Raw genomic sequence first — 20,607 nt, 5'->3', positions numbered from 1 at the left:
ACAAAGACAATGTGGGTGAACAGCCCATTATCTGACCCGAATCACCCGCAGCCATGAACCACGTGCAAACAGAACCCACGCTTCAGTACGTCACCTGTCCCGGGGCAAGTCGCACGGACCCTCAGACGCACCGCATGGCCTACTGGCAATGGGGCGACCCGACCAATCCGCGCATTCTGATCTGCGTCCACGGTTTGAGCCGTCAGGGCCGCGACTTCGACGCACTCGCAGGGGCGCTGAGCGACACCTACCAGGTGATCTGCCCGGATGTGGTCGGGCGCGGTCACTCTGACTGGCTGGCTGAACCCGCCGGGTACCAGGTCTTCACATACGCGTCCGACATGGTGGTGTTGCTGCAACACCTGCGTCAGCAGGTCGGCGCCGCCAGCCCCATGGACATCGACTGGGTGGGCACGTCGATGGGGGGGCTCATCGGTCTGGCGCTTTCCACCGTGCCGACGGAGGTGACGGGCGCACGCTACCGCCGGCTCGTGCTGAACGACGTCGGTCCCCGGCTGCGTCATGAGGCGCTGGTGCGCATCGGCGACTACCTTGGCCAGCCGATGCGCTTCGACACCGAGCAGCAAGCGGCCGATTACCTCTGGAGCATCTCGACAGGCTTCGGACCGCACACACCCGCGCAGTGGCTGGCCTTGTCGCGCCCCTTGTTGCGTCCTGCCCCGGATGGCGCCGGGTTCGTGCTGCACTACGACCCCGCCATTGCAGCCCCGTTCAAGACCATGTCGGCCGACAGCGCGGCCAGCGGGGAAGCCATGCTGTGGCAGGTGTACGACGCGCTGCGCTGCGAGACCCTGCTGCTGCGCGGCGCACAGTCCGACCTGCTGGATGCCGAGACGGCGGACGCCATGACCGCCCGTGGCCCGAAGGCCCGCCTGGTGGCGTTCGAGGGTGTAGGCCATGCGCCCACGCTCATTGCACCGGACCAGATCGCCGTGGTGAAGGACTTCCTGCTGGCATGAGAACCGGTTCGCTTCAGACCGCGCCCCTCGAGCCGGGCGGCGCCATGCAGGCTGCCATTGTCGGGCTGGCCGATGTGGCTGCGGGCGGTGAACAGGCCGGTGGTGAACACCTGCTGCTCAAGGCGCGGACCTTTGCCGAGCCTCTGCTGGCCGGCCGCCATTTCGACACCGGTGAGGACGCCTTGCGCCACGCCGACGGCGTGCGCCTGATTCTGCAAGGCATCGGTGCGCCGCCGTCGCTGCAAGCCGCGGCCTACCTCGTCTACGCCAGCGAATACCTGACCGACCCGGAAGAGGTGGTGGCGCGCGCCTTCGGCGACGACGCGGTGGGCCTGGTGATGCACACGCGCAAGCTGGTGCAGGTGCAGCGCAACGCCCGTGACGCACTGGGCGACGACACCGACGGGCCCCTGCGAGCCGAGCAGGTCGAGCGCATCCGCAAGATGCTGCTTGCGTTCTCGCGGGACTTGCGTGTGGTCCTGCTGCGTCTGGCCTCGCGCCTGCAGACCCTGCGGCACTATGCCGACACCAAGCAGGTCTGCCCGCGGGCACTGGCCCGTGAATCGATGCAGGTCTTTGCGCCGCTGGCCAACCGCCTGGGCATCTGGCAGATCAAGTGGGAGCTCGAAGACCTGTCCTTCCGCTTTCTCGAGCCGGACACCTACCGCAGCATCGCCCGCTCCTTGCACGAGAAGCGCCTGGAGCGGGAAGCGCACATCGAGCAGTTGCGGCAGCAACTCACGCAGGCGCTGGCCGAGGTCGGCCTGACGGCGCAGGTGCAGGGCCGACCCAAGCACCTCTACAGCATCTGGAAGAAGATGCAGGGCAAGCATCTGCCCATCGAGCGCGTGTTCGACCTCCGCGCCCTGCGCGTCATCGTCGCCGACGTGCCCGCCTGCTACGCTGCGCTGAGCCGTGTCCACGAACTGTGGCATGCCATCGCCGACGAGTTCTCGGACTACATCGCTCGCCCCAAGCCCAACGGCTACCAGTCCTTGCACACCGTGGTGCGTGACGACCGGGGGCGCTCCATCGAGATCCAGATTCGCACCCAGGCCATGCACGACCACGCCGAAAGCGGTGTGGCGGCGCACTGGGCCTACAAGGAGGCGGGTGCCAAGGGCTATGCGGGCGTGCAGGCGTCGGGCGACTTCGAGAGCCGCGTGGCCGAAGCGCGCAAGACCGTGCTGCGTCAGCTTCTGGCGTGGGAGCGAGATCTGGCCAACGCCGACGAGGCCGAAGGCGGGCAGGCGGGTGCAGGTCTGTTCGACGACCGCATCTATGTGTTCACGCCGGACGGCGAGATCATCGACCTGCCCACTGGCGCCACCCCGGTCGACTTTGCCTACACGCTGCACACCAACCTCGGCCACCGTTGCCGCGGAGCCCGCGTCGATGGCGCCATGGTCACGCTCAACACCGAGCTGCGCAGCGGGCAGACGGTCGAGATCGTGGCGGCGAAAGAAGGCGGCCCCTCACTGGACTGGATCAACCCCGAACTGGGCTACCTGCGAAGCCAGCGCGCGCGGGCCAAGGTGCGCGCCTGGTTCAATGCCCTGGCGCAGCAGGCCACCATCGCCAAGGGCCGCGAACTGGTCGAGAAGCTGTTGCAGCGCGAGGGCAAAACCGCCATCAAGCTGGATGAGCTGGCCGCGCGGCTTGGCTTTCGCAGTGCCGACGCCCTGTTCGACGTGGTCGGCAAGGACGAGTACTCGCTGCGCAACATCGAGCAGAGCTTCCGGCCCGCCGAGCCCGAGCCGGATCCAGACCAGGTGCTCTCGCAGCGTCTGGCGCGTCAGGAGGCCGTCGGTGCGCCGGGAGGCAAGGGCGTGCTCGTCGTCGGCATGGACTCACTGCTCACCCAGCTGGCTCGCTGTTGCAAGCCAGCGCCACCGGATGTGATCGGAGGCTATGTCACGCGCGGCAAGGGCGTGGCGGTGCACCGCAGCGACTGCAGCAACTTCCGGCAGCTTGCAGGCCGCAGCCCCGAGCGCATCATCCCGGTGGCCTGGGGACGCGAGGCCGCGGCCGACAACGCGCACTACGCCGTGGACGTGCTCGTTGAGGGCCACGACCGCAGCGGACTGTTGCGTGATGTCTGCGATGTGCTGGCCCAGGCGAAGATTCCGGTGCAATCCATCCACAGTGAGGCGGTGAGGGATCGAATCACGGTTACACTCACGCTCCAGACAGCAGACACCACACGGCTTGCGTCGGTTCTTTCGAAAGTGTTGCAAATCAGCGGCGTGACGAAAGCAAGACGAAAGTAAGAAAAACGTGTTATAGTCTAAGTCTTCCAGGCGCGTAGCTCAGTTGGTTAGAGCACCACCTTGACATGGTGGGGGTCGTTGGTTCGAATCCAATCGCGCCTACCAGATTACCTGGAATTGAGGGCCCGTTCGAAAGAGCGGGCCCTTTTCTTTTTCCGGCGCTCTGCCGAGGTCTTACATCGCCTGTGACGTCCACCGTCGCACCCCCGTCTGCGGGACCCTGACGCCCGACCATCCGTGTCCGGGGCGGGCCACCGTCACCAAAGTGCGCTCCCATCCCACAATCCGTTCCCGAAACACAACAGGGGAGGCGCGATGGCGCGTGGATTGGCTCGATGGGTCGGCGTGGCCTGTGTGGCGATGGTGCTGACGGCTGCATGTGGGTGGCTCTGGCTGCAGCGCCCGCAGGCCGCAGTGGCGCCGACACAGGCCCGGGCCCACTTTCAGCGGGCCGAGCAGTGGCTGCGAGCCCACGAGGGCGACGTGCTGGGCGATGCCAATGCCGCCCTGTGGTGGATGGTGAGCGAGGCTGGGCGCGTCAGCGCCAGTCCGTATCTTTCCGACCTGGTCCGGCGTGCATGGCAGCGTCACCATCCCGAAGACCAACCCCGCACGCCGTGGCGACGCCTGGTCCAGCCGGCCGCCCCGATCGACGTTGGCGAGGTCGACACCACGGCCCTGTTGCCGTATCAGCGCTTCATGCTCCATGCAGTGACGTGTGGCCAGCCCGGCGTGCCGCCGGACGACGCCACGGCCTACCTGCATCGCAACGTCTGTCGGCCGATGGTCGGGCGTGTCTGGTTCGAGGATCGTGTGTGCAGCACGCATCAGCTCATGGCAATCCAGCTCCATCGACGCACCGGCTGCCCTGATGCCCAGGGTGCCCCCGCGGTGGCGCGCAGCCTGCTCGACGACATTCGAACGCAGTTGTGGGTGGATGTGCTGGTCAAGGACGCGTACGTGCAGCGCGTCCTCATGCTCGCCTGGGTGGATGGCCCTGGGGCGCCGCGCGCCGCCTGGGTGCGTCGCGTGCTCGCATCCCAGCGCGACGATGGCAGCTGGGACGGGCGTTTTCAGCTGCCCGAGCTGCCGTCGGTGCTGCAACCCTGGCGGGTGGCTGCGGCCTGGCCGGCGGCACTGGGCGGCACGGCCTCACGGTCGCCCGATTTTCACGCCACCGCGCAGGGGCTGTTGCTTTCGGCGCTGCTCGCCTACCCCGAGGCGGCACCCGTGCACGCGCGTCGTTGAAGAGTTCCGGCCCCTGTCACAGCACCCGAGCCTTCCCCTCCTACAATGGATTGCAGCAGACAGGAGTCCACGATGAACGCCGCACGCAACCCGCGCACCCACGATGAAGCCCCGCAGGACGGCGCCCCCCAGGCCGAGCAGCCTGCGCCTGGCTCGGTGCCCCCGGGCCTGCGCACCATCAAGAAGTACCCCAACCGCCGTCTGTACGACACCAAGACCAGCAGCTACATCACGCTGGCCGAGGTGAAGGACATGGTGATGGGCTGCGAGCACTTCATCGTGGTCGACGCCAAGAGTGGGGAAGACCTGACGCGCAGCATCCTGCTGCAGATCATTCTGGAAGAGGAGACCGCCGGCGTGCCGATGTTCTCCACCCAGGCGCTGGCGCAGATCATCCGTTTCTACGGCCACACCATGCAGGGGCTGATGGGGCATTATCTGGAGAAGAACATCCAGAGCTTCATCGACATGCAGTCGCGCCTCACCGAGAACTCGATGATGAACCTGCAGAACCCGCTGATGCAGAACTTCATGGGCGGGTACATGGAGCAGTCGCGCAGCCTCTTCCTGCAGATGCAAGAGCAGATGAGCAAGCAGGCCGAGACGCTGATCGGCAATCTCGGCGCCGGACTCACGCCGAAGAAGTAAGGCCGCCTCGTCAGCCGCGCAGCAGCGGCTGCAGCCTCGGCCAGATCACGTCAAGGATCACCGGGTGCGCCTTTGGCAAGGGGTGCGTGCCATCGGCCTGGAACCAGTCTCGCGCATCCGGCCGGTCGGCCACGCCCTTGAGCATGAAGGGGACCAGCGGCACCTTGCGCTCGGTGCTCACACGCTCGAACAAGGCGGCGAAGTCGTCCGCATAGCGCTTGCCGTAATTCGGTGGCACCATCATCCCCACCAGCAACACCCGGGCGCCCGCCTTCTGGCTCAGGCCCACCATCTGGCTGAGGTTGTTGCGCGTGCCATCCAGGGGCAGCCCGCGCAGCGCGTCGTTGGCGCCCAGCTCCAGCACCACCACATCGGGCTTGTGCTCGGCCATCAGGGCAGGAAGGCGCGCGAGCCCGCCCGACGTCGTCTCGCCGCTGATGCTGGCGTTCACGATGTTCACTGGCAGGTCCTGCTCTTTCAGGCGCCGCCCCAGCAAGGCCACCCAGCCCGTGCCGCGCGGTAGGCCGTATTCCGCTGACAGGCTGTCGCCCACCACCAGCAGCGTGCGAGGGGGTCTGTTGTTTGCAGCCCGCACTGGGCCCAGCCAAGCACCCAGGGCCCCCAAGGCCAGGGCACGTCGCGTACAGTCGATCGACATGTCCACTTCCGTTTCTTCCTCGATGAACTCCGACGCGTCTTCCGTGGGCCAGCCGGCCATCGTGGTCCGCGGGCTTGGCAAGACCGTGGCCGACGCGAGCGGCCCGTTGACCATTCTGCACAGCATCGAGCTCACGGTACCGCGTGGGGAGACCCTGGCCATCGTCGGGGCATCCGGCTCAGGCAAGAGCACCTTGCTGTCGTTGCTCGCCGGGCTTGACACGCCGACCGAAGGCAGCGTCACCCTCTGTGGCGTCGACCTGTTTGCCCTGAATGAAGATCAGCGCGCTGCGCACCGCGCGCGGCACGTCGGTTTCGTCTTCCAGAACTTCCAGCTCATTGCGCACCTCTCGGCGCTCGAGAACGTGATGCTGCCATTGGAGCTGCGCGGCGACCGAGAGGCGCGCGCCAAGGCCATCGCGATGCTCGAGCGCGTGGGGCTGGGCCAGCGCCTTTCGCATCGACCCACGGTGCTCTCGGGCGGAGAGCAGCAGCGCGTGGCGCTGGCCCGCGCCTTCGTGATGCGGCCCGACATCCTGATGGCCGACGAGCCGACCGGCAGCCTCGACCATGCCACCGGTCAGGCCATCATGGACCTCATGTTCGAACTCAACCGTGAGGTGGGCACCACGCTCATCCTGGTCACGCACGACCGTGAGATCGCAGCGCGTTGTCAGCACACGGTGCACATCGGGGCAGGGCGCATCACCGGTTAGGATGCCGGCATGAGTCTGAAACTGCTATTTGGCTTCCATGCCGTGTCCGTGCGCCTCAAGGTGGCGCCCAAGTCCATCCGTGAACTGCATGTGGATGCCACCCGGCGTGACCAGCGCATGAAGCAGTTTCTGGCCAAGGCCGAGGAAGCCGGTCTGCGTGTGATCGACAGCGACGACGACAGGCTGCAGCAGATGGCGGGTACCCACCGCCACCAGGGCGTGGTGGCACGGGTCGAGGCCCTGAGCCCGGCCCGTTCGCTCGACGACCTGCTCGACAGCCTGACCGAGCCGCCGCTGCTGCTCGTGCTCGACGGCGTGACCGATCCGCACAACCTGGGCGCCTGTCTTCGCGTGGCCGATGGTGCCGGCGCGCATGCCGTGATCGCCCCGAAGGACCACGCCGTGGGCATCAATGCCACGGTGGCCAAGGTGGCCAGTGGCGCGGCCGAAACGGTGCCGTACTTCATGGTCACCAACCTGGCCCGCACGCTCACCGAGTTGAAGGAACGTGACATCTGGATCATCGGCACTTCGGACGATGCAGAGAGCAGCCTCTACCAGGCCGATTTCAAGGGGCCGGTGGCCGTGGTGCTGGGCGCAGAAGGCAGCGGCATGCGGCAGCTCACGCGCAAGCATTGCGACCAGCTGGTCAGCATCCCGATGATGGGCGGTGTCGAGAGCCTGAACGTTTCGGTGGCCAGTGGCGTCTGCCTGTATGAGGCCCGTCGTCAGCGCGGCTGATTGCATCCATCCGGCTCTTTTGGGGGCATCCCTTCATGACACTCGCCATTCGAACCGCTGCGGCCACCCTGGTGGCGGTCGCCACAATGCTGTCCGGCTGTACGCAGGAACAGCAGAACAAGATCAAGCGTGACATCCAGAACTGGACAGGCACCGACGGCGTCATGGAGGTGTATGCCGGGCAGCAGCTTGCCCGCCGCTTCCTCAAGATCGACAAGCTGAGCACGGCGCTGGGCACCGACGATGGCTCGCCACGCGAGTACCGCTTTGGCTACGGTGTGCTCGACGAGAACCTCAACGGTGTGGTCGACGAGGGCGAGAAGCGCGTGTACTTCGAGGTGTCGAACTTCTCGACCTACGTGTTCTTCGAAAACCCGCGCTGAGGCCCCCCGCGTGCGTCAGGCCTCGGCGGTGAGCCCGGCCTGCGCATGCCGCGCCTCTTCCGAGCGCTGTGCTCGGTGCGCCCAGATGCTGAGCACCAGACCCACGCTGACCCACGCCAGCCCCAGCCAGTGCAAGGCGGCGTAGCCCTGCTGCGTGATCACCCAGCCGCCGCCGGTGGCGCCCGCCGCCTGCCCCAGGTAGATGGCCGATGTGTTCAGGGCCATCAGCGCGGGGGCGAGACGGGGTGACAGCCCGCCCAGTCGCGCCTGCTGGCCGGAGTTGGTGGCAAAACCGCTCAGGGCCCACGGCAACATGACGACGGCCAGCGCCGGCAGCGTGGTGGCCACAGGCCAGATCAGCAGGCTGATGGCCATCATGGCCAGTGTGGTGGTGACGGCGCGCGCAGCCCCGGTCCGGTCGATCACCCGGTTCAGCCACAGGTTGCCTGCCAGCGCCAGTGCGCCGAACCAGGCAAACATGGCGCTGATCTGTTCGGGGCTGGCGCCGAAGCCGTGCTTGTAATACGGGGCCATGTACGCGAGCACGGAGAACTGCCCGGCACTCTGGCACGCCGTCACGGCCACCACGGCCATCAACAGCGGCGAGCTCAACACCTTGCGCCACGAACGCCATGACAGTGCCGGCGGCCGGATGCCTTTGGGCACATGCCGCCACACCAGCCACGCCACCAGCAAGCCGCCCAGGGCGACCAGGCCCATGGCCACGCGCCATCCCAGGCGCTCGCCCACCCAGGCGGCCATCGGCATGCCCGCCACTGAGGCGATGGACCACCCCATGAACACGAAGGTGATGGCCCGACCCCGGTGCGCCGGCGTGCTCATGAAGCCCATGGTGGCGGCCGCCTGCGGCGTGAACACCGCGGCAGACAGCACGGTCAGCGCCCGGATCGGCCACAGCCAGCCGTAGTCGGGCGCCAGCGCGCAGGCTGCATGCCCCAGCGCGTACCAGAGCATGGTCAGGGCCAGCAGCTTGCGACGGTCGATGTGGGCCACGGCCGCCGCCAGCAAGGGCGCGCCGAAGCCCATCATCACCGACGCGATGGCGATGAGCGTGCCACCTTGCGCCACCGAGATGTTCAGGCTGTGCGTCAGGTCGTTCAGCGTGCCGCCGACCACCATCACGCCGCAGCCGATGACAAAATTTCCGGCCAGCAGCGCCCAGCGGGCTGCAGCCATGTCGTGGCGGGGAAGGGCGCGCTCCAGTTCCAACGTACTGCCTCGGGGCCTGGCTCAGTGGTGAACCCGCAGGGCCTCCGGGTTGACGATGTGCGTCGGCGTCCCAGCGATGAAGTTCAGCAGGTTGTCGAACGCCGCGCTGAAATAGCGCTCGTAGTTGTCGAGCTCGACGTAGCCGATGTGCGGCGTGCACACCGCATTCTCGAGGCGCAGCAAGGGGTGCCCCTGCAAGATGGGCTCGCTCTCGAAGACGTCCACCGCGGCCATGCCAGGACGCCCCCGGTTCAACGCCGTCACCAGCGCGTTGTCCTGCAGGAGTTCGGCGCGCGAGGTATTCACCAGCAGGGCCGTCGGTTTCATTCTGTGCAGGTCGTCCTGGGTGATCAGGCCGCGCGTCTGCGGGGTCAGCCGCAGGTGGAGGCTCAGCACGTCGCTCGCCTCGAAGAACGCCTCCCGCGTGGGAGCAGGGATGAAGCCATCGGCCTGGGCTTGCGCACGCGAGGCCTCGCTGCCCCAGATGGTCACATGCATGCCGAAGGCCCTGCCGTACTGCGCGACCCGTTTGCCGATGCGGCCGTAGCCCCAGATTCCCAAGGTCTTGCCAGCCAGCACCATGCCGAGGCCGAAGTTCGTGGGCATGGACGCCGACTTCAACCCCGATTGCTGCCACGCTCCGTGCTTGAGGTTGCCGATGTACTGGGGCAGGCGCCGCATGGCCGACATCACCAGCGCCCATGTCAGTTCAGCCGGTGCGGTCGGATCGCCCACGCCTTCGGCCACGGCAATGCCGAGTCGGGTGCAGGCTTCGACGTCGATGTGCCCGCCGACCGGGCCGGTCTGGCAGATCAGCCGGAGCTTGGGGAGCTTCTCGAGCAGCGCGCGGGGAAAATGGGTGCGCTCGCGGATCAGAACCAGGGCCTCGACGTCACGCAGCCGAACCGACAGCTGGCCGATGCCTTTGACGGAGTTGGTGTAGACCTTGGCGGACAGCCCGTCGAGTCGGGACGCGCATTTCAGCTTGCGGACGGCGTCCTGGTAGTCGTCCAGAATGGTGATGTTCATGGGGTGCTTCACAGACCAATCACCATTGTGCAATGCAATCCTCCCGGCTTTGTCGCAAGGGGTCACATTCCGTCAGCGGCGGTGTGCGCCGCGAAACATCACCAGCGTGACGCGCGCCCTTGACGGCTGTCGTCCGAACGCCTGGATGCCCGCACGGGAAAGTGTGCGTCCAGTCCGTCCAGGCGTTTCTGAGCTTCGAGTTGCCCGCGGTGTGTCGAGATGGTCCGAAACACATCGGCGCGCAAATGCCACAGTTCGCGCAGCGAGCGCGCTCGTTCGATCTGGTTGCGCAAGCGGGTGGCGTCGGCCGATTGCAGATCCCATACGGCGTTGACGAACTCGCCACGGATGCCTGCAAGCAGACGGGCCGGCACGGCGGGGCCGCGCATCGGTTCCTCGAGATCCCAGAGCCAGCGCCAGAAACCGGTCAGCCAGTGGCTCCAGCCCGAACGCTGTGTCGTGAACAGACTGGGGGGTGTGACTTCGGGGCGCCGAGGGGCGGGGGAGGACAGCCCGGCGGTATCCGGGGCGTCCACCGCCAGAGCCAGCACCGTGCGCACGCCGGATTTTCCGTCGGGGCCCTTCGTGCGACTGCGGGTGTCGATGCGGGCCGACTCGTCCTGTGTGTAGAAAAACGAAGACATGAAACCCCCGGAAGCCGTGGCGCTGTCTTGGCCACTTATCGGAGGTATCGGCAGCCCGGGCGGCGAACTTGAGCTCACTCCCGGGCGAAAAGGGCAGGAATCAGGCGGCTGTTCTGCTCGGCAGCGTCACGTGCGGGGCACCCTGAATCAGCGCCACGGTGCCGTGTGTCTGCGCCCGGCTGAAGACATCGCGCGCGCAGCTTTCACAGCGGCCACAGCACGTGGCCAGGCCCGTCTCCATCTGCAGCTCGTCGAAGCTCGAGCATCCGGCGGCCGCCTGACGCTGGATTTCACGGTCTGACACTCGGCGGCACACGCAAACAATCATTCCTGTCACCCATGGCCCCGCGGTGGGGCGATGGATAAATTATCAAATAAGAATGATTCGCAGTCAATAGCCGCCCGGCGGCCTCAGCTCGGCTCGCTCATCTGTGACTGCAGGTAGTTCTGCAGGCCCACCTTGCCGATCAGGTCGAGCTGTGTTTCGAGGAAGTCGATGTGTTCTTCGGTGTCGTCCAGGATGTGCTGCAGCAGGTCACGCGACACGTAGTCACGCACAGACTCGCAGTAGGCAATGCCGTCCTTGATGGTGCCTTGGGCAGCGGTTTCCAGCTGCAGGTCGCCCTGCAGGATCTCGGGCACGTCCTCCCCGATCAGCAGCTTGCCCAGATCCTGAAGGTTGGGCAGGCCGTCCAGCATGAAGATGCGGGCCATCAGCTTGTCGGCGTGCTTCATCTCGCCGATCGACTCTTCGTATTCCTTCTTGGCCAGCTTGTCGAGGCCCCAGTGCTTCAACATGCGGTAGTGCAGGAAGTACTGGTTGGTGGCGGTGAGCTCGTTCTTCAGCTGGGCGTTGAGGAAATCGATGACTTTGGGGTCGCCTTGCATGGTGCTTCCTTATGGTGCGAATTCTGAGGGCCGGGTCGTTGTTCACGACAGGGCATGGGGAGCTTGGGTTATACTCCTAAGGTTTACCCGCAACCACCCCCCGCCTGGCAATTCCGATCGGTTTCCTTCACTGGACCTGAACTTGTCACGCCTGCGCCACGGACCGCTGTGTGGCACGTGCAGTCGTGCCAAGCGTGAGCCGGGCGCACAACAAACGGAGAATGAACCCGTGCTGCCCGTCCTGCCTCAAGCTCTTCTGGCCCTCGCAGACGGCACGGTCTTTCGCGGTACATCGATCGGCGCTGCCGGTCGCACCGTCGGCGAAGTGGTCTTCAACACCTCGCTGACCGGCTACCAGGAAATTCTCACCGACCCGAGCTATGCCCGGCAGATCGTCACCTTGACGTATCCGCACATCGGCAACTACGGCGTCAACGGTGAGGACGTCGAAGCCGCGAAAGTCCATGCCGCAGGTCTGATCATCAAGGACCTGCCCATCCGTACCTCGAACTTCCGTCAGACGCAGACGCTGTCGCAATACCTCCAGGCCCAGGGCACGGTGGGCATTGCCGACATCGACACCCGCAAGCTGACCCGCCTGCTGCGCCAGAAGGGCGCCCAGAATGGCGTGATCGTGGGCCTGAACCCCGGTGAAGCCGTGACCGACGCGCTGATCGCCGAGGCCGTGGCCGCAGCGCAGGCTGCTCCCAGCATGGCCGGCCAGGACCTGGCGCAGGTTGTCAGCCGCACCGATGTGTGCGAGTGGACGGAAACCGAGTGGAAGCTCGCCAACCCGGAGCTGGGTGGCAAGCCCGGTTTCGGCCAGCTGGGCGACCCGAAGTTCCACGTGGTGGCCTACGACTACGGTGTCAAGCGCAACATCCTGCGCATGCTGGCCGAACGCGGCTGCAAGGTCACGGTGGTGCCCGCCAAGACGCCCGCTGCCGACGTGCTGAAGTACAACCCCGACGGCATCTTCCTGTCCAACGGCCCTGGTGATCCGGAGCCTTGCGACTACGCCATTGCTGCCGCCAAGGAGCTGATCGAGACCGGCATCCCCACCTTCGGGATCTGCCTGGGCCATCAGATCATGGCGCTGGCTTCGGGCGCCAAGACCTTCAAGATGAAGTTCGGTCACCATGGCGGCAATCACCCCGTGAAGGACCTGGACAACGGCCGCGTCAGCATCACCAGCCAGAACCACGGCTTCGCGGTGGACGAGAAGACGCTGCCGGCCAACCTGCGCCCCACGCACATCTCACTGTTCGACGGCACGCTGCAAGGCCTGGCCCGAACCGACAAGCCCGCTTTCTGCTTCCAGGGGCACCCGGAAGCCTCGCCGGGCCCGCATGACATCGCCTACCTGTTCGACCGCTTCGTGTCGCTCATGACCACTGCACAGGCGGAGAAGAAATAAATGGCAAAGCGCACCGACATCAAGAGCATCCTCATCATCGGCGCCGGCCCGATCATCATCGGCCAGGCCTGTGAATTCGACTACTCCGGCGCCCAGGCCTGCAAGGCCCTGCGCGAAGAGGGCTACAAGGTCATCCTGGTCAACAGCAACCCGGCGACCATCATGACGGACCCCAACACGGCGGACGTCACCTACATCGAGCCGATCACCTGGCAGGTGGTCGAGCGCATCATCGCCAAGGAACGCCCTGACGCGATCCTGCCGACCATGGGCGGCCAGACCGCGCTGAACTGCGCGCTCGACCTGCACAAGCACGGCGTGCTCGACAAGTACAAGGTCGAGATGATCGGTGCCAACGAGCACGCGATCGAAAAGGCCGAAGACCGCCAGAAGTTCAAGGAAGCCATGACCAAGATCGGTCTGGATTCCGCGAAATCGGGCATCGCGCACTCGATGGAAGAGGCGTGGGCCGTGCAGAAGCGCATCACCGCCGAAATCGGTGGCGCGGGCTTCCCGATGGTGATCCGTCCTAGCTTCACGCTGGGCGGCACGGGCGGTGGCATTGCCTACAACCCCGAAGAGTTCGAAGAGATCTGCAAGCGCGGTCTGGACCTGTCGCCGACCAAGGAATTGCTGATCGAAGAATCGCTCATCGGCTGGAAGGAATACGAGATGGAAGTGGTCCGCGACAAGGCGGACAACTGCATCATCGTGTGCTCGATCGAGAACCTCGACCCGATGGGCATCCACACCGGTGACTCCATCACCGTGGCCCCGGCTCAAACGCTCACCGATCGCGAATACCAGCTGCTGCGCAACGCCTCCATCGCCATCCTGCGCGAGATCGGCGTCGAGACCGGCGGCTCCAACGTCCAGTTCTCGATCAACCCCGAGAACGGTCGCATGATCGTGATCGAGATGAACCCGCGCGTGTCGCGCTCGTCGGCGCTGGCCTCCAAGGCCACGGGCTTCCCGATCGCCAAGATCGCCGCCAAGCTGTCGGTGGGCTACACGCTGGACGAGCTGAAGAACGACATCACCGGCGGTGCCACCCCGGCTTCGTTCGAGCCCTCGATCGACTACGTGGTCACCAAGATCCCGCGTTTCGCCTTCGAGAAGTTCCCCGCAGCCGACAGCCGTCTGACCACGCAGATGAAGTCGGTGGGCGAGGTGATGGCCATGGGCCGCACCTTCCAGGAGTCGTTCCAGAAGGCCCTGCGTGGCCTGGAGACCGGCATCGACGGCCTGACCGAGATCAGCAACGACCGCGAAGAGATCCTGCAGGAAATCGGCGAGCCTGGCCCCGAGCGCATCCGTTTCCTGGGTGATGCCTTCCGCGTCGGCATGACGCTGGACGAGGTCTTCGAAGAGACCAAGGTCGATCCCTGGTTCCTGGCTCAGATCGAAGACATCGTCAAGACCGAAGGCCAAGTCAAGGGCCGCACGCTCGAAAGCCTGTCGGCCGACGAACTGCGCTACCTGAAGAAGAAGGGCTTCTCGGACCGCCGCCTGGCCAAGCTGCTCGGCACCGATCAGCACGCCGTGCGCAAGGCCCGCCATGCGCTGAACGTGCGCCCGGTCTACAAGCGCGTTGACACCTGCGCCGGCGAATTCGCCACGCAGACGGCCTACATGTACTCCACGTATGACGAGGAGTGCGAAGCCGATCCGACGGACAAGAAGAAGATCATGGTGCTGGGCGGTGGCCCGAACCGCATCGGCCAGGGCATCGAGTTCGACTACTGCTGCGTCCATGCCGCCCTCGCCATGCGCGAAGACGGCTACGAGACCATCATGGTCAACTGCAACCCCGAGACCGTCTCGACCGACTACGACACCTCCGACCGCCTGTACTTCGAGCCCGTGACGCTGGAAGACGTGCTGGAAATCGTCGCCAAGGAAAAGCCGGTCGGCGTGATCGTGCAGTACGGCGGCCAGACTCCGCTGAAGCTTGCGCTCGATCTGGAAGCCAACGGCGTGCCCATCATCGGCACCACGCCTGACTCGATCGATATCGCCGAAGACCGCGAGCGCTTCCAGGCCTTGCTGCACAAGCTCGGCCTGAAGCAGCCGCCCAATCGCACGGCCCGCACCGAGGACGCCGCCATCGCCCTGGCCAACGAGATCGGCTACCCGCTGGTGGTGCGCCCCTCGTATGTTCTGGGCGGCCGCGCCATGGAAATCGTCCATGGCGACAAGGACCTCGAGCGCTACATGCGCGAAGCCGTGCGCGTCTCCGAGAAGTCGCCCGTGCTGCTCGACCGCTTCCTGAACGACGCGGTCGAGGTCGACGTCGACTGCATCAGCGATGGCACCGACACGATGATCGGCGGCATCATGGAGCACATCGAACAGGCTGGCGTGCACTCCGGTGACTCGGCCTGCTCGCTGCCGCCGTACACGCTGTCGGCCGAGATCCAGGACGAACTGCGCCGCCAGACCGCGCTGATGGCCAAGGCCCTGAACGTGGTCGGCCTGATGAACGTGCAGTTCGCCATCCAGGGCGACGTGACCAAGGGCCTCGACGCCGCGACGGTCTATGTGCTGGAAGTGAACCCGCGTGCCTCGCGCACCGTGCCGTACGTGTCCAAGGCCACCGGCCAGCCGCTGGCCAAGATCGCCGCCCGCTGCATGGCCGGCCAGAAACTGGTCAACCAGACGTCGCCGGACGGCAAGCCGCCGCGCGAGGTGGTGCCGGCCTACTACAGCGTCAAGGAAGCTGTCTTCCCGTTCAACAAGTTCCCGGGTGTGGACCCTGTCCTCGGCCCTGAAATGCGTTCGACCGGCGAAGTGATGGGCGTGGGCGAGACCTTCGGCGAAGCGATGCTGAAGTCGCAGCTGGGCGCGGGTTCGCGTCTGCCGACCAAGGGCACCGTGTGCATCTCGGTCAAGGACGGGGACAAGGACCGTGCCGTGGCCGTCGCCCGTGACCTGGTTGCGCTGGGCTTCGGCGTCGTGGCCACCAAGGGCACGGCTGCCGCCATCGCCGCGGCCGGCGTCCCGGTGAAACCGGTCAACAAGGTCAAGGATGGCCGCCCGCACATCGCGGACGCCATCAAGGCGGGCGAGATCCAGCTGGTGTTCACCACCGTGGATGAAACGCGCACGGCGATTGCCGATTCGCGCAGCATCCGCACCGCAGCGCTGGCCAACCGCATCACGTACTACACGACCATGGCCGGTTGTGAAGCGGCTGTCGAAGCCCTGAAACACCAGGACGACCTGAAGGTCTACTCGGTGCAGGAACTGCACGCCAAACTGCACTAAACTGCCAGCACACCATGCCCGTGCAAGCGGGCATGGTCTTGTTTTTCCATGCGGGCCGCGCCTGGCCACCATCTGCCGATGGCATCCGGGGCGCGGCTCGGTTCATTTCAGAGGCCCTGAGGTCAGGGTGCCCACCGAGAGACAAACCATGTCGACCATTCCCATCACCAAGCGCGGCGCAGAAAAGCTGAAGGAAGAACTGCACCGCCTGAAGCACGTCGAGCGCCCGGCCGTGGTCGTGGCCATTGCCGAAGCCCGTGCACAGGGTGACCTGTCCGAGAACGCCGAGTACGACGCCGCCAAGGACAAGCAGGGCTTCATCGAAGGCCGCATCAAGGAAATCGAAGGCAAGCTGTCGGCCGCGCAGATCATCGACCCGTCCAGTCTGGACGCCGGTGGGCGCGTGGTGTTCGGCTCGACCGTCGACCTGGAAGAGGAAGAGTCGGGCGAGCAGGTGACCTACCAGATCGTTGGCGACGACGAGGCCGATCTCAAGCTGGGCCTGATCTCCATCAGCTCGCCGATTGCCCGCGCGCTGATCGGCAAGGAGGCTGGCGACGTGGCTGCGGTGCAGGCTCCCGGTGGCGTGCGCAACTACGAAGTCATCGAGGTTCGCTACATCTGAGGTCAGCGCGATGAAGCTTCAGCGGCTGCAGACCGCACTGGCCGGCATCTGGGCGGGCCTGTTGCTCGGGGTGGGGGGCGTGTCTGCTCCCAGTCTCTTCATGGTGCTGGATCGCACGCAGGCCGGGCTGGGCGCAGGGCGCATTTTCGCGACCGAGGCACGCCTGAGCCTGTTCATCGCCGTGGTGCTTTACGCACTGGAGCGCCGGCGGGTGCGCGATCTGGCCGAAAGCGGCGTCGCGGGCTCCGTCATGACGGGCAACCTCCTGCTCATGTTGGCGGCGCTGTTCCTCACCATCTTCGGGCAGTTTGCGCTGCACCCCATGATCGAGGCCGCCAAGGCGGGCGAGCCGACGCTGCTGTCCTTTGGGGCCTTGCACGGTATTTCGGCCGCGCTGTTCTGGATCAAGGCGCTCTGCGTGCTCGCGCTCGCCTGGCGCTTGACCCGTCTCGCTTCCCGCCAGCCATGAAAAACGCCGCCCGAGGGCGGCGCGTGTGGCAGCAGGAAAGGGAAGACGGACTCAAGCCGGCTTCTTGCTCGCCAGGCGTTTCTTGGCGCGCTTGATCAGGCCACCGGCGGTCACCCGCTGGTTGCCCATCACCTTCACCTTCTTGATCTCGGGGCGGCGCGTGCCGCTCTTCGAGAATTTCAGGATCTTGACTTCGCGCGGCCCTGGCTTGCGGTCGGTGGCTTCTTCCTTGGGCGCCTTTTCAGGAACCGGGCGCCACAACACCAGCAGCTTGCCGATGTGCTGCACCGGGGCGGCGTTCAGCTGGTCGCACAACGCCGTGAAAACGGCTTCGCGGGCGGCGCGATCGTCGCCCAGCACCCGCACCTTGATGAGGCCGTGGGCCTTGAGCGCAGAATCGGCTTCCTTCAGCACGGCCGCCGTGAGGCCGTCTCCCCCGATCATCACGACAGGGTCAAGGTGGTGGGCGTCGGCGCGCAGGGCGCGGCGCTCCGTGGTGGTCAGTTCAATTGCAGGCATCCCTCTATTATCGAGCCATGAAAGTCAAAACCAAAAGCAAAAAGCTCAACAAGGCCTGGTTGAATGACCACGTCAACGACCCTTACGTGCGCATGGCGCAAAAAGAAGGGTTCCGCTCGCGTGCGGCTTTCAAGCTGAAAGAGATCGACGAGGCCCTCCATCTGCTTCGGCCCGGTCAGCTGGTGGTGGATCTGGGGGCCGCGCCAGGAGCCTGGAGTCAGTACGTGCGGCGCAAGTTCGCGCCCAAGGATGGCGGGGTGGGCGGTGCAGCGGTGGGCGAGCTGAACGGCACCATCATCGCGCTGGACCTGCTGGACTTCGAGCCCATCGAGGGCGTGCAATTCATCCAGGGCGACTTCCGTGAAGACGACGTGCTGGCGCAACTGCGTGACGCCGTCGGCGATCGCCCCGTGGACGTGGTCGTGTCCGACATGGCGCCCAACCTGAGTGGCATCGAGGTGTCCGACAGTGCACGCATTGCCCACCTGATCGAACTGGCGATCGAGTTCTCCCAGCAACACCTCAAGCGCGACGGCGCCCTGGTTTGCAAAGTTTTTCATGGCAGCGGCTACAGCCAGCTGGTGGAGCTGTTTCGGGCGCATTTCCGGGTCGTCAAACCGATCAAACCCAAGGCATCACGGGATAAATCGGCGGAAACCTTCCTCGTTGGTATCGGGTTGAAACGTGCGGGTGTCGATGCTGCATCGCAGCAAGCTGATTGATTTTGTTGATCGACGCTTTCAAAGCGGGGAAAACCGGGGTTCGACAGGGGATAGCAGTCAGCAGGGCCACCCTTGACTCGTCTAGAATCGTCCCCATGTTCTGCGCTGATCGCATGTCGGTGGCTTTGTCAAGCCGGCTTCGGGTGGTCAGAGATCCGTTTCGGTTCGTAGGCGCATCCCGCGCCGCGTCGAGGCGGTCGAGTTCGGGTTGAAGGAGCCGCGGTGAACAATCAATGGTTCTCCAAAATTGCTGTCTGGCTGGTTGTGGCACTGGTGTTGTTCACCGTGTTCAAGCAGTTCGACCGTGCCACGACCGGGGGCAGCCAGATCGGCTACTCCGACTTTCTGGAGGAGGTCCGCGCCAAACGCATCAAGAGCGTGACCCTGCAGGAAGGCGGCGGCGGCACCGAGATCATCGCTGTCACCACGGATGACAAGCGCATCCGCAGCACGGCCACCTACCTCGACCGCGGTCTGGTGGGCGACCTGATCAACAGCGGCGTCAAGTTCGACGTCAAGCCGCGCGAAGAGCCTTCGCTGCTGATGAGCCTGCTCGTGTCCTGGGGCCCGATGCTGCTGCTGATCGGCGTGTGGATCTACTTCATGCGCCAGATGCAGGGCGGTGGCAAGGGCGGGGCCTTCAGCTTCGGCAAGAGCAAGGCCCGGATGCTCGACGAGAACAACAACAACATCACCTTCGCCGACGTCGCCGGTTGCGACGAAGCCAAGGAAGAGGTCAAGGAACTCGTCGACTTCCTGCGCGACCCGCAGAAATTCCAGAAGCTGGGTGGCCGCATCCCCCGTGGCGTGCTGATGGTCGGCCCTCCGGGCACCGGCAAGACGCTGCTGGCCAAGTCCATCGCGGGCGAAGCCAAGGTGCCGTTCTTCACCATCTCTGGCTCCGACTTCGTTGAAATGTTCGTGGGTGTGGGCGCAGCCCGGGTCCGCGACATGTTCGAACAGGCCAAGAAGAACGCGCCTTGCATCATCTTCATCGACGAAATCGACGCGGTCGGCCGCCATCGTGGTGCCGGCCTGGGCGGCGGCAACGATGAACGCGAGCAGACCCTCAACCAGATGCTGGTCGAGATGGACGGCTTCGAGACCAACCTGGGTGTGATCGTGATCGCCGCGACCAACCGCCCGGACATCCTCGACCCGGCCCTGCTGCGCCCCGGCCGCTTTGACCGCCAGGTCTACGTGACCCTGCCTGACGTGCGTGGCCGCGAGCAGATCCTGAACGTGCACATCCGCAAGGTCCCGGTCAGCCAGGACATCCGTGCCGACATTCTGGCGCGTGGCACCCCGGGATTCTCGGGCGCCGACCTGGCCAACCTGGTCAACGAAGCCGCGTTGTTCGCTGCCCGCCGCAACGGCCGCGTCGTGGAGATGCAGGACTTCGAAAAGGCCAAGGACAAGATCATGATGGGCCCCGAGCGCAAGTCCATGGTCATGCCCGAGGAAGAGCGCAAGAACACCGCCTACCACGAGGCCGGCCATGCCCTGGTCGCTCGTCTGCTGCCCAAGACCGACCCGGTCCACAAGGTGACGATCATCCCGCGTGGCCGCGCGCTGGGCGTGACGATGCAGTTGCCAGAGGGCGATCGGTACAGCATGGACAAGACGCGCATGCTGGACACGATCTCGGTGCTGTTCGGTGGCCGCATCGCCGAAGAGGTCTTCATGAACCAGATGACCACGGGTGCGTCGAACGACTTCGAGCGGGCCACCGCCATCGCCCGCGACATGGTGACGCGCTATGGCATGACCGATGAGCTGGGCCCGATGGTCTATGCCGACAATGAGGGCGAGGTCTTCCTCGGCCGGTCGATCACCAAGACGACCAACATGTCGGAAGAGACCATGCAGAAGGTCGACAAGCAGATCCGCAAGATCATCGACGAGCAGTACGCCACGGCGCGCAAGCTCATCGAAGACAACCAGGACAAGATGCACGCGATGGCCAAAGCGCTGCTCGAGTGGGAAACCATCGACTCCGAGCAGATCGAGGACATCATGCAGGGTCGCGAGCCCCGTCCGCCCAAGGACTGGACGCCTCCGTCCAACCGGCCGAGCGGCCCTAAGCCGCCGATCAGCGCCGACGGCGCGCCGGCCGCGGTCTGATTCGGGGCGCATGACGCCTGTCCAACGGGG

Annotated in this window: 20 protein-coding genes and 1 tRNA gene; 14 read left to right on the top strand and 7 right to left on the bottom strand. The window is 65.4% G+C overall.

Translation table 11 applies throughout. The features are described 5' to 3' along the window. Positions 1-53: 53 nt before the first annotated feature. The 5 genes from DEH84_RS09525 to phaR all read left to right on the top strand — a co-directional run bounded on the left by DEH84_RS09525 (position 54) and on the right by phaR (position 5,146). A complete protein-coding gene (locus tag DEH84_RS09525) occupies positions 54-980 on the top strand; it encodes an alpha/beta fold hydrolase (RefSeq protein WP_109036645.1) in 927 nt (308 codons plus the stop codon). Beyond that, positions 977-3,250 carry a RelA/SpoT family protein gene (locus DEH84_RS09520; RefSeq protein WP_109036644.1) on the top strand — a complete coding sequence of 758 codons (2,274 nt, stop codon included), beginning with the start codon at positions 977-979 and terminating at the stop codon, positions 3,248-3,250. Before DEH84_RS09525 ends, DEH84_RS09520 begins: the two co-directional genes overlap by 4 nt. 28 nt (positions 3,251-3,278) lie before the next feature. Further along, a tRNA-Val gene (locus tag DEH84_RS09515) sits at positions 3,279-3,355 on the top strand. Between the two features lie 210 nt (positions 3,356-3,565). Then, the gene (locus tag DEH84_RS09510; RefSeq protein ID WP_159098927.1) at positions 3,566-4,498 is read left to right on the top strand and encodes a hypothetical protein; all 933 of its coding nucleotides are present in this window, start codon (positions 3,566-3,568) and stop codon (positions 4,496-4,498) included. A gap of 72 nt (positions 4,499-4,570) precedes the next feature. Beyond that, positions 4,571-5,146 carry a polyhydroxyalkanoate synthesis repressor PhaR gene (phaR, locus tag DEH84_RS09505; RefSeq protein ID WP_109036642.1) on the top strand — a complete coding sequence of 192 codons (576 nt, stop codon included), beginning with the start codon at positions 4,571-4,573 and terminating at the stop codon, positions 5,144-5,146. 10 nt (positions 5,147-5,156) lie between these two features. Here phaR and DEH84_RS09500 read toward each other — a convergent pair whose 3' ends face one another. Beyond that, a complete protein-coding gene (locus DEH84_RS09500) occupies positions 5,157-5,804 on the bottom strand; it encodes an arylesterase (protein WP_109038309.1) in 648 nt (215 codons plus the stop codon). Positions 5,805-5,847: 43 nt separating this feature from the next. On the opposite strand from DEH84_RS09500, the gene DEH84_RS09495 reads away from it, so the two are divergent. Genes DEH84_RS09495 through DEH84_RS09485 form a run of 3 tightly spaced genes read left to right on the top strand, consistent with a single transcriptional unit; the run spans position 5,848 to position 7,643 of the window. Next, positions 5,848-6,519: an ABC transporter ATP-binding protein gene (locus DEH84_RS09495; RefSeq protein ID WP_179950583.1), complete on the top strand. Its 672-nt coding sequence runs from the start codon at positions 5,848-5,850 to the stop codon at positions 6,517-6,519. A gap of 9 nt (positions 6,520-6,528) precedes the next feature. Continuing rightward, positions 6,529-7,260 carry a 23S rRNA (guanosine(2251)-2'-O)-methyltransferase RlmB gene (rlmB, locus tag DEH84_RS09490; RefSeq protein ID WP_109036640.1) on the top strand — a complete coding sequence of 244 codons (732 nt, stop codon included), beginning with the start codon at positions 6,529-6,531 and terminating at the stop codon, positions 7,258-7,260. A gap of 35 nt (positions 7,261-7,295) precedes the next feature. Next, positions 7,296-7,643: a hypothetical protein gene (locus DEH84_RS09485; RefSeq protein ID WP_109036639.1), complete on the top strand. Its 348-nt coding sequence runs from the start codon at positions 7,296-7,298 to the stop codon at positions 7,641-7,643. A 15-nt stretch (positions 7,644-7,658) separates the two neighbouring features. On the opposite strand, the gene DEH84_RS09480 is transcribed toward DEH84_RS09485, so the two are convergent. The 5 genes from DEH84_RS09480 to bfr all read right to left on the bottom strand — a co-directional run bounded on the left by DEH84_RS09480 (position 7,659) and on the right by bfr (position 11,434). Next, positions 7,659-8,840, bottom strand: coding sequence for an MFS transporter (locus DEH84_RS09480; protein WP_109036638.1), 1,182 nt, complete (start codon positions 8,838-8,840; stop codon positions 7,659-7,661). A gap of 54 nt (positions 8,841-8,894) precedes the next feature. Next, entirely contained in the window at positions 8,895-9,902 is a 1,008-nt protein-coding gene (locus tag DEH84_RS09475) for a D-2-hydroxyacid dehydrogenase family protein (protein WP_109036637.1), read from the bottom strand. A 98-nt stretch (positions 9,903-10,000) separates the two neighbouring features. After that, positions 10,001-10,546 carry a hypothetical protein gene (locus DEH84_RS09470; RefSeq protein ID WP_109036636.1) on the bottom strand — a complete coding sequence of 182 codons (546 nt, stop codon included), beginning with the start codon at positions 10,544-10,546 and terminating at the stop codon, positions 10,001-10,003. A gap of 100 nt (positions 10,547-10,646) precedes the next feature. Beyond that, positions 10,647-10,874, bottom strand: a complete 228-nt coding sequence (locus tag DEH84_RS09465) for a (2Fe-2S)-binding protein (RefSeq protein WP_109036635.1) — start codon at positions 10,872-10,874, stop codon at positions 10,647-10,649. 83 nt (positions 10,875-10,957) lie between these two features. Further along, a complete protein-coding gene (gene bfr, locus DEH84_RS09460; protein WP_109036634.1) occupies positions 10,958-11,434 on the bottom strand; it encodes a bacterioferritin in 477 nt (158 codons plus the stop codon). 229 nt (positions 11,435-11,663) lie between these two features. Here bfr and carA point away from each other — a divergent pair, with 229 nt between their 5' ends. The 4 genes from carA to DEH84_RS09440 all read left to right on the top strand — a co-directional run bounded on the left by carA (position 11,664) and on the right by DEH84_RS09440 (position 17,212). After that, complete coding sequence (gene carA / locus DEH84_RS09455; protein WP_109036633.1) at positions 11,664-12,851, top strand: glutamine-hydrolyzing carbamoyl-phosphate synthase small subunit; 1,188 nt, start codon at positions 11,664-11,666, stop codon at positions 12,849-12,851. Continuing rightward, the gene (gene carB, locus DEH84_RS09450; RefSeq protein WP_109036632.1) at positions 12,852-16,118 is read left to right on the top strand and encodes a carbamoyl-phosphate synthase large subunit; all 3,267 of its coding nucleotides are present in this window, start codon (positions 12,852-12,854) and stop codon (positions 16,116-16,118) included. It abuts the gene before it with no gap. A gap of 148 nt (positions 16,119-16,266) precedes the next feature. Then, on the top strand, positions 16,267-16,743 hold the full coding sequence (greA, locus tag DEH84_RS09445; RefSeq protein WP_109036631.1) for a transcription elongation factor GreA: 477 nt from the start codon (positions 16,267-16,269) through the stop codon (positions 16,741-16,743). A 10-nt stretch (positions 16,744-16,753) separates the two neighbouring features. Next, positions 16,754-17,212, top strand: a complete 459-nt coding sequence (locus DEH84_RS09440) for a DUF4149 domain-containing protein (RefSeq protein ID WP_109036630.1) — start codon at positions 16,754-16,756, stop codon at positions 17,210-17,212. A gap of 51 nt (positions 17,213-17,263) precedes the next feature. Here the strand turns inward: DEH84_RS09440 and yhbY are convergent, their stop codons facing one another. Then, positions 17,264-17,731 (bottom strand): ribosome assembly RNA-binding protein YhbY, encoded by a 468-nt coding sequence (gene yhbY / locus DEH84_RS09435; RefSeq protein WP_109036629.1) that lies wholly within the window; start codon positions 17,729-17,731, stop codon positions 17,264-17,266. Between the two features lie 17 nt (positions 17,732-17,748). On the opposite strand from yhbY, the gene DEH84_RS09430 reads away from it, so the two are divergent. Then, positions 17,749-18,453, top strand: coding sequence for an RlmE family RNA methyltransferase (locus DEH84_RS09430; protein ID WP_109036628.1), 705 nt, complete (start codon positions 17,749-17,751; stop codon positions 18,451-18,453). A 222-nt stretch (positions 18,454-18,675) separates the two neighbouring features. Next, positions 18,676-20,577 (top strand): ATP-dependent zinc metalloprotease FtsH, encoded by a 1,902-nt coding sequence (ftsH, locus tag DEH84_RS09425; RefSeq protein ID WP_109036627.1) that lies wholly within the window; start codon positions 18,676-18,678, stop codon positions 20,575-20,577. Positions 20,578-20,607: the final 30 nt, after the last annotated feature.

The organism is Aquabacterium olei (assembly GCF_003100395.1).
Taxonomy (GTDB): Bacteria; Pseudomonadota; Gammaproteobacteria; order Burkholderiales; family Burkholderiaceae_C; genus Aquabacterium; species Aquabacterium olei.
Note: the sequence above shows the minus strand (reverse complement) of the source record. Positions and strands in the feature narration are given on the sequence as shown.

Excerpts from the sequence above, each read along its gene's own strand:
- DEH84_RS09525 (WP_109036645.1), top strand. The coding sequence starts at position 54 with ATGAACCACGTGCAAACAGAACCCACGCTTCAGTACGTCACCTGTCCC.
- DEH84_RS09520 (WP_109036644.1), top strand. The coding sequence starts at position 977 with ATGAGAACCGGTTCGCTTCAGACCGCGCCCCTCGAGCCGGGCGGCGCC.
- DEH84_RS09510 (WP_159098927.1), top strand. The coding sequence starts at position 3,566 with ATGGCGCGTGGATTGGCTCGATGGGTCGGCGTGGCCTGTGTGGCGATG.
- phaR (WP_109036642.1), top strand. The coding sequence starts at position 4,571 with ATGAACGCCGCACGCAACCCGCGCACCCACGATGAAGCCCCGCAGGAC.
- DEH84_RS09500 (WP_109038309.1), bottom strand. The coding sequence starts at position 5,804 with ATGTCGATCGACTGTACGCGACGTGCCCTGGCCTTGGGGGCCCTGGGT.
- rlmB (WP_109036640.1), top strand. The coding sequence starts at position 6,529 with ATGAGTCTGAAACTGCTATTTGGCTTCCATGCCGTGTCCGTGCGCCTC.
- DEH84_RS09485 (WP_109036639.1), top strand. The coding sequence starts at position 7,296 with ATGACACTCGCCATTCGAACCGCTGCGGCCACCCTGGTGGCGGTCGCC.
- DEH84_RS09480 (WP_109036638.1), bottom strand. The coding sequence starts at position 8,840 with ATGGCTGCAGCCCGCTGGGCGCTGCTGGCCGGAAATTTTGTCATCGGC.
- DEH84_RS09475 (WP_109036637.1), bottom strand. The coding sequence starts at position 9,902 with ATGAACATCACCATTCTGGACGACTACCAGGACGCCGTCCGCAAGCTG.
- DEH84_RS09470 (WP_109036636.1), bottom strand. The coding sequence starts at position 10,546 with ATGTCTTCGTTTTTCTACACACAGGACGAGTCGGCCCGCATCGACACC.
- DEH84_RS09465 (WP_109036635.1), bottom strand. The coding sequence starts at position 10,874 with ATGATTGTTTGCGTGTGCCGCCGAGTGTCAGACCGTGAAATCCAGCGT.
- bfr (WP_109036634.1), bottom strand. The coding sequence starts at position 11,434 with ATGCAAGGCGACCCCAAAGTCATCGATTTCCTCAACGCCCAGCTGAAG.
- carB (WP_109036632.1), top strand. The coding sequence starts at position 12,852 with ATGGCAAAGCGCACCGACATCAAGAGCATCCTCATCATCGGCGCCGGC.
- greA (WP_109036631.1), top strand. The coding sequence starts at position 16,267 with ATGTCGACCATTCCCATCACCAAGCGCGGCGCAGAAAAGCTGAAGGAA.
- DEH84_RS09440 (WP_109036630.1), top strand. The coding sequence starts at position 16,754 with ATGAAGCTTCAGCGGCTGCAGACCGCACTGGCCGGCATCTGGGCGGGC.
- yhbY (WP_109036629.1), bottom strand. The coding sequence starts at position 17,731 with ATGCCTGCAATTGAACTGACCACCACGGAGCGCCGCGCCCTGCGCGCC.
- DEH84_RS09430 (WP_109036628.1), top strand. The coding sequence starts at position 17,749 with ATGAAAGTCAAAACCAAAAGCAAAAAGCTCAACAAGGCCTGGTTGAAT.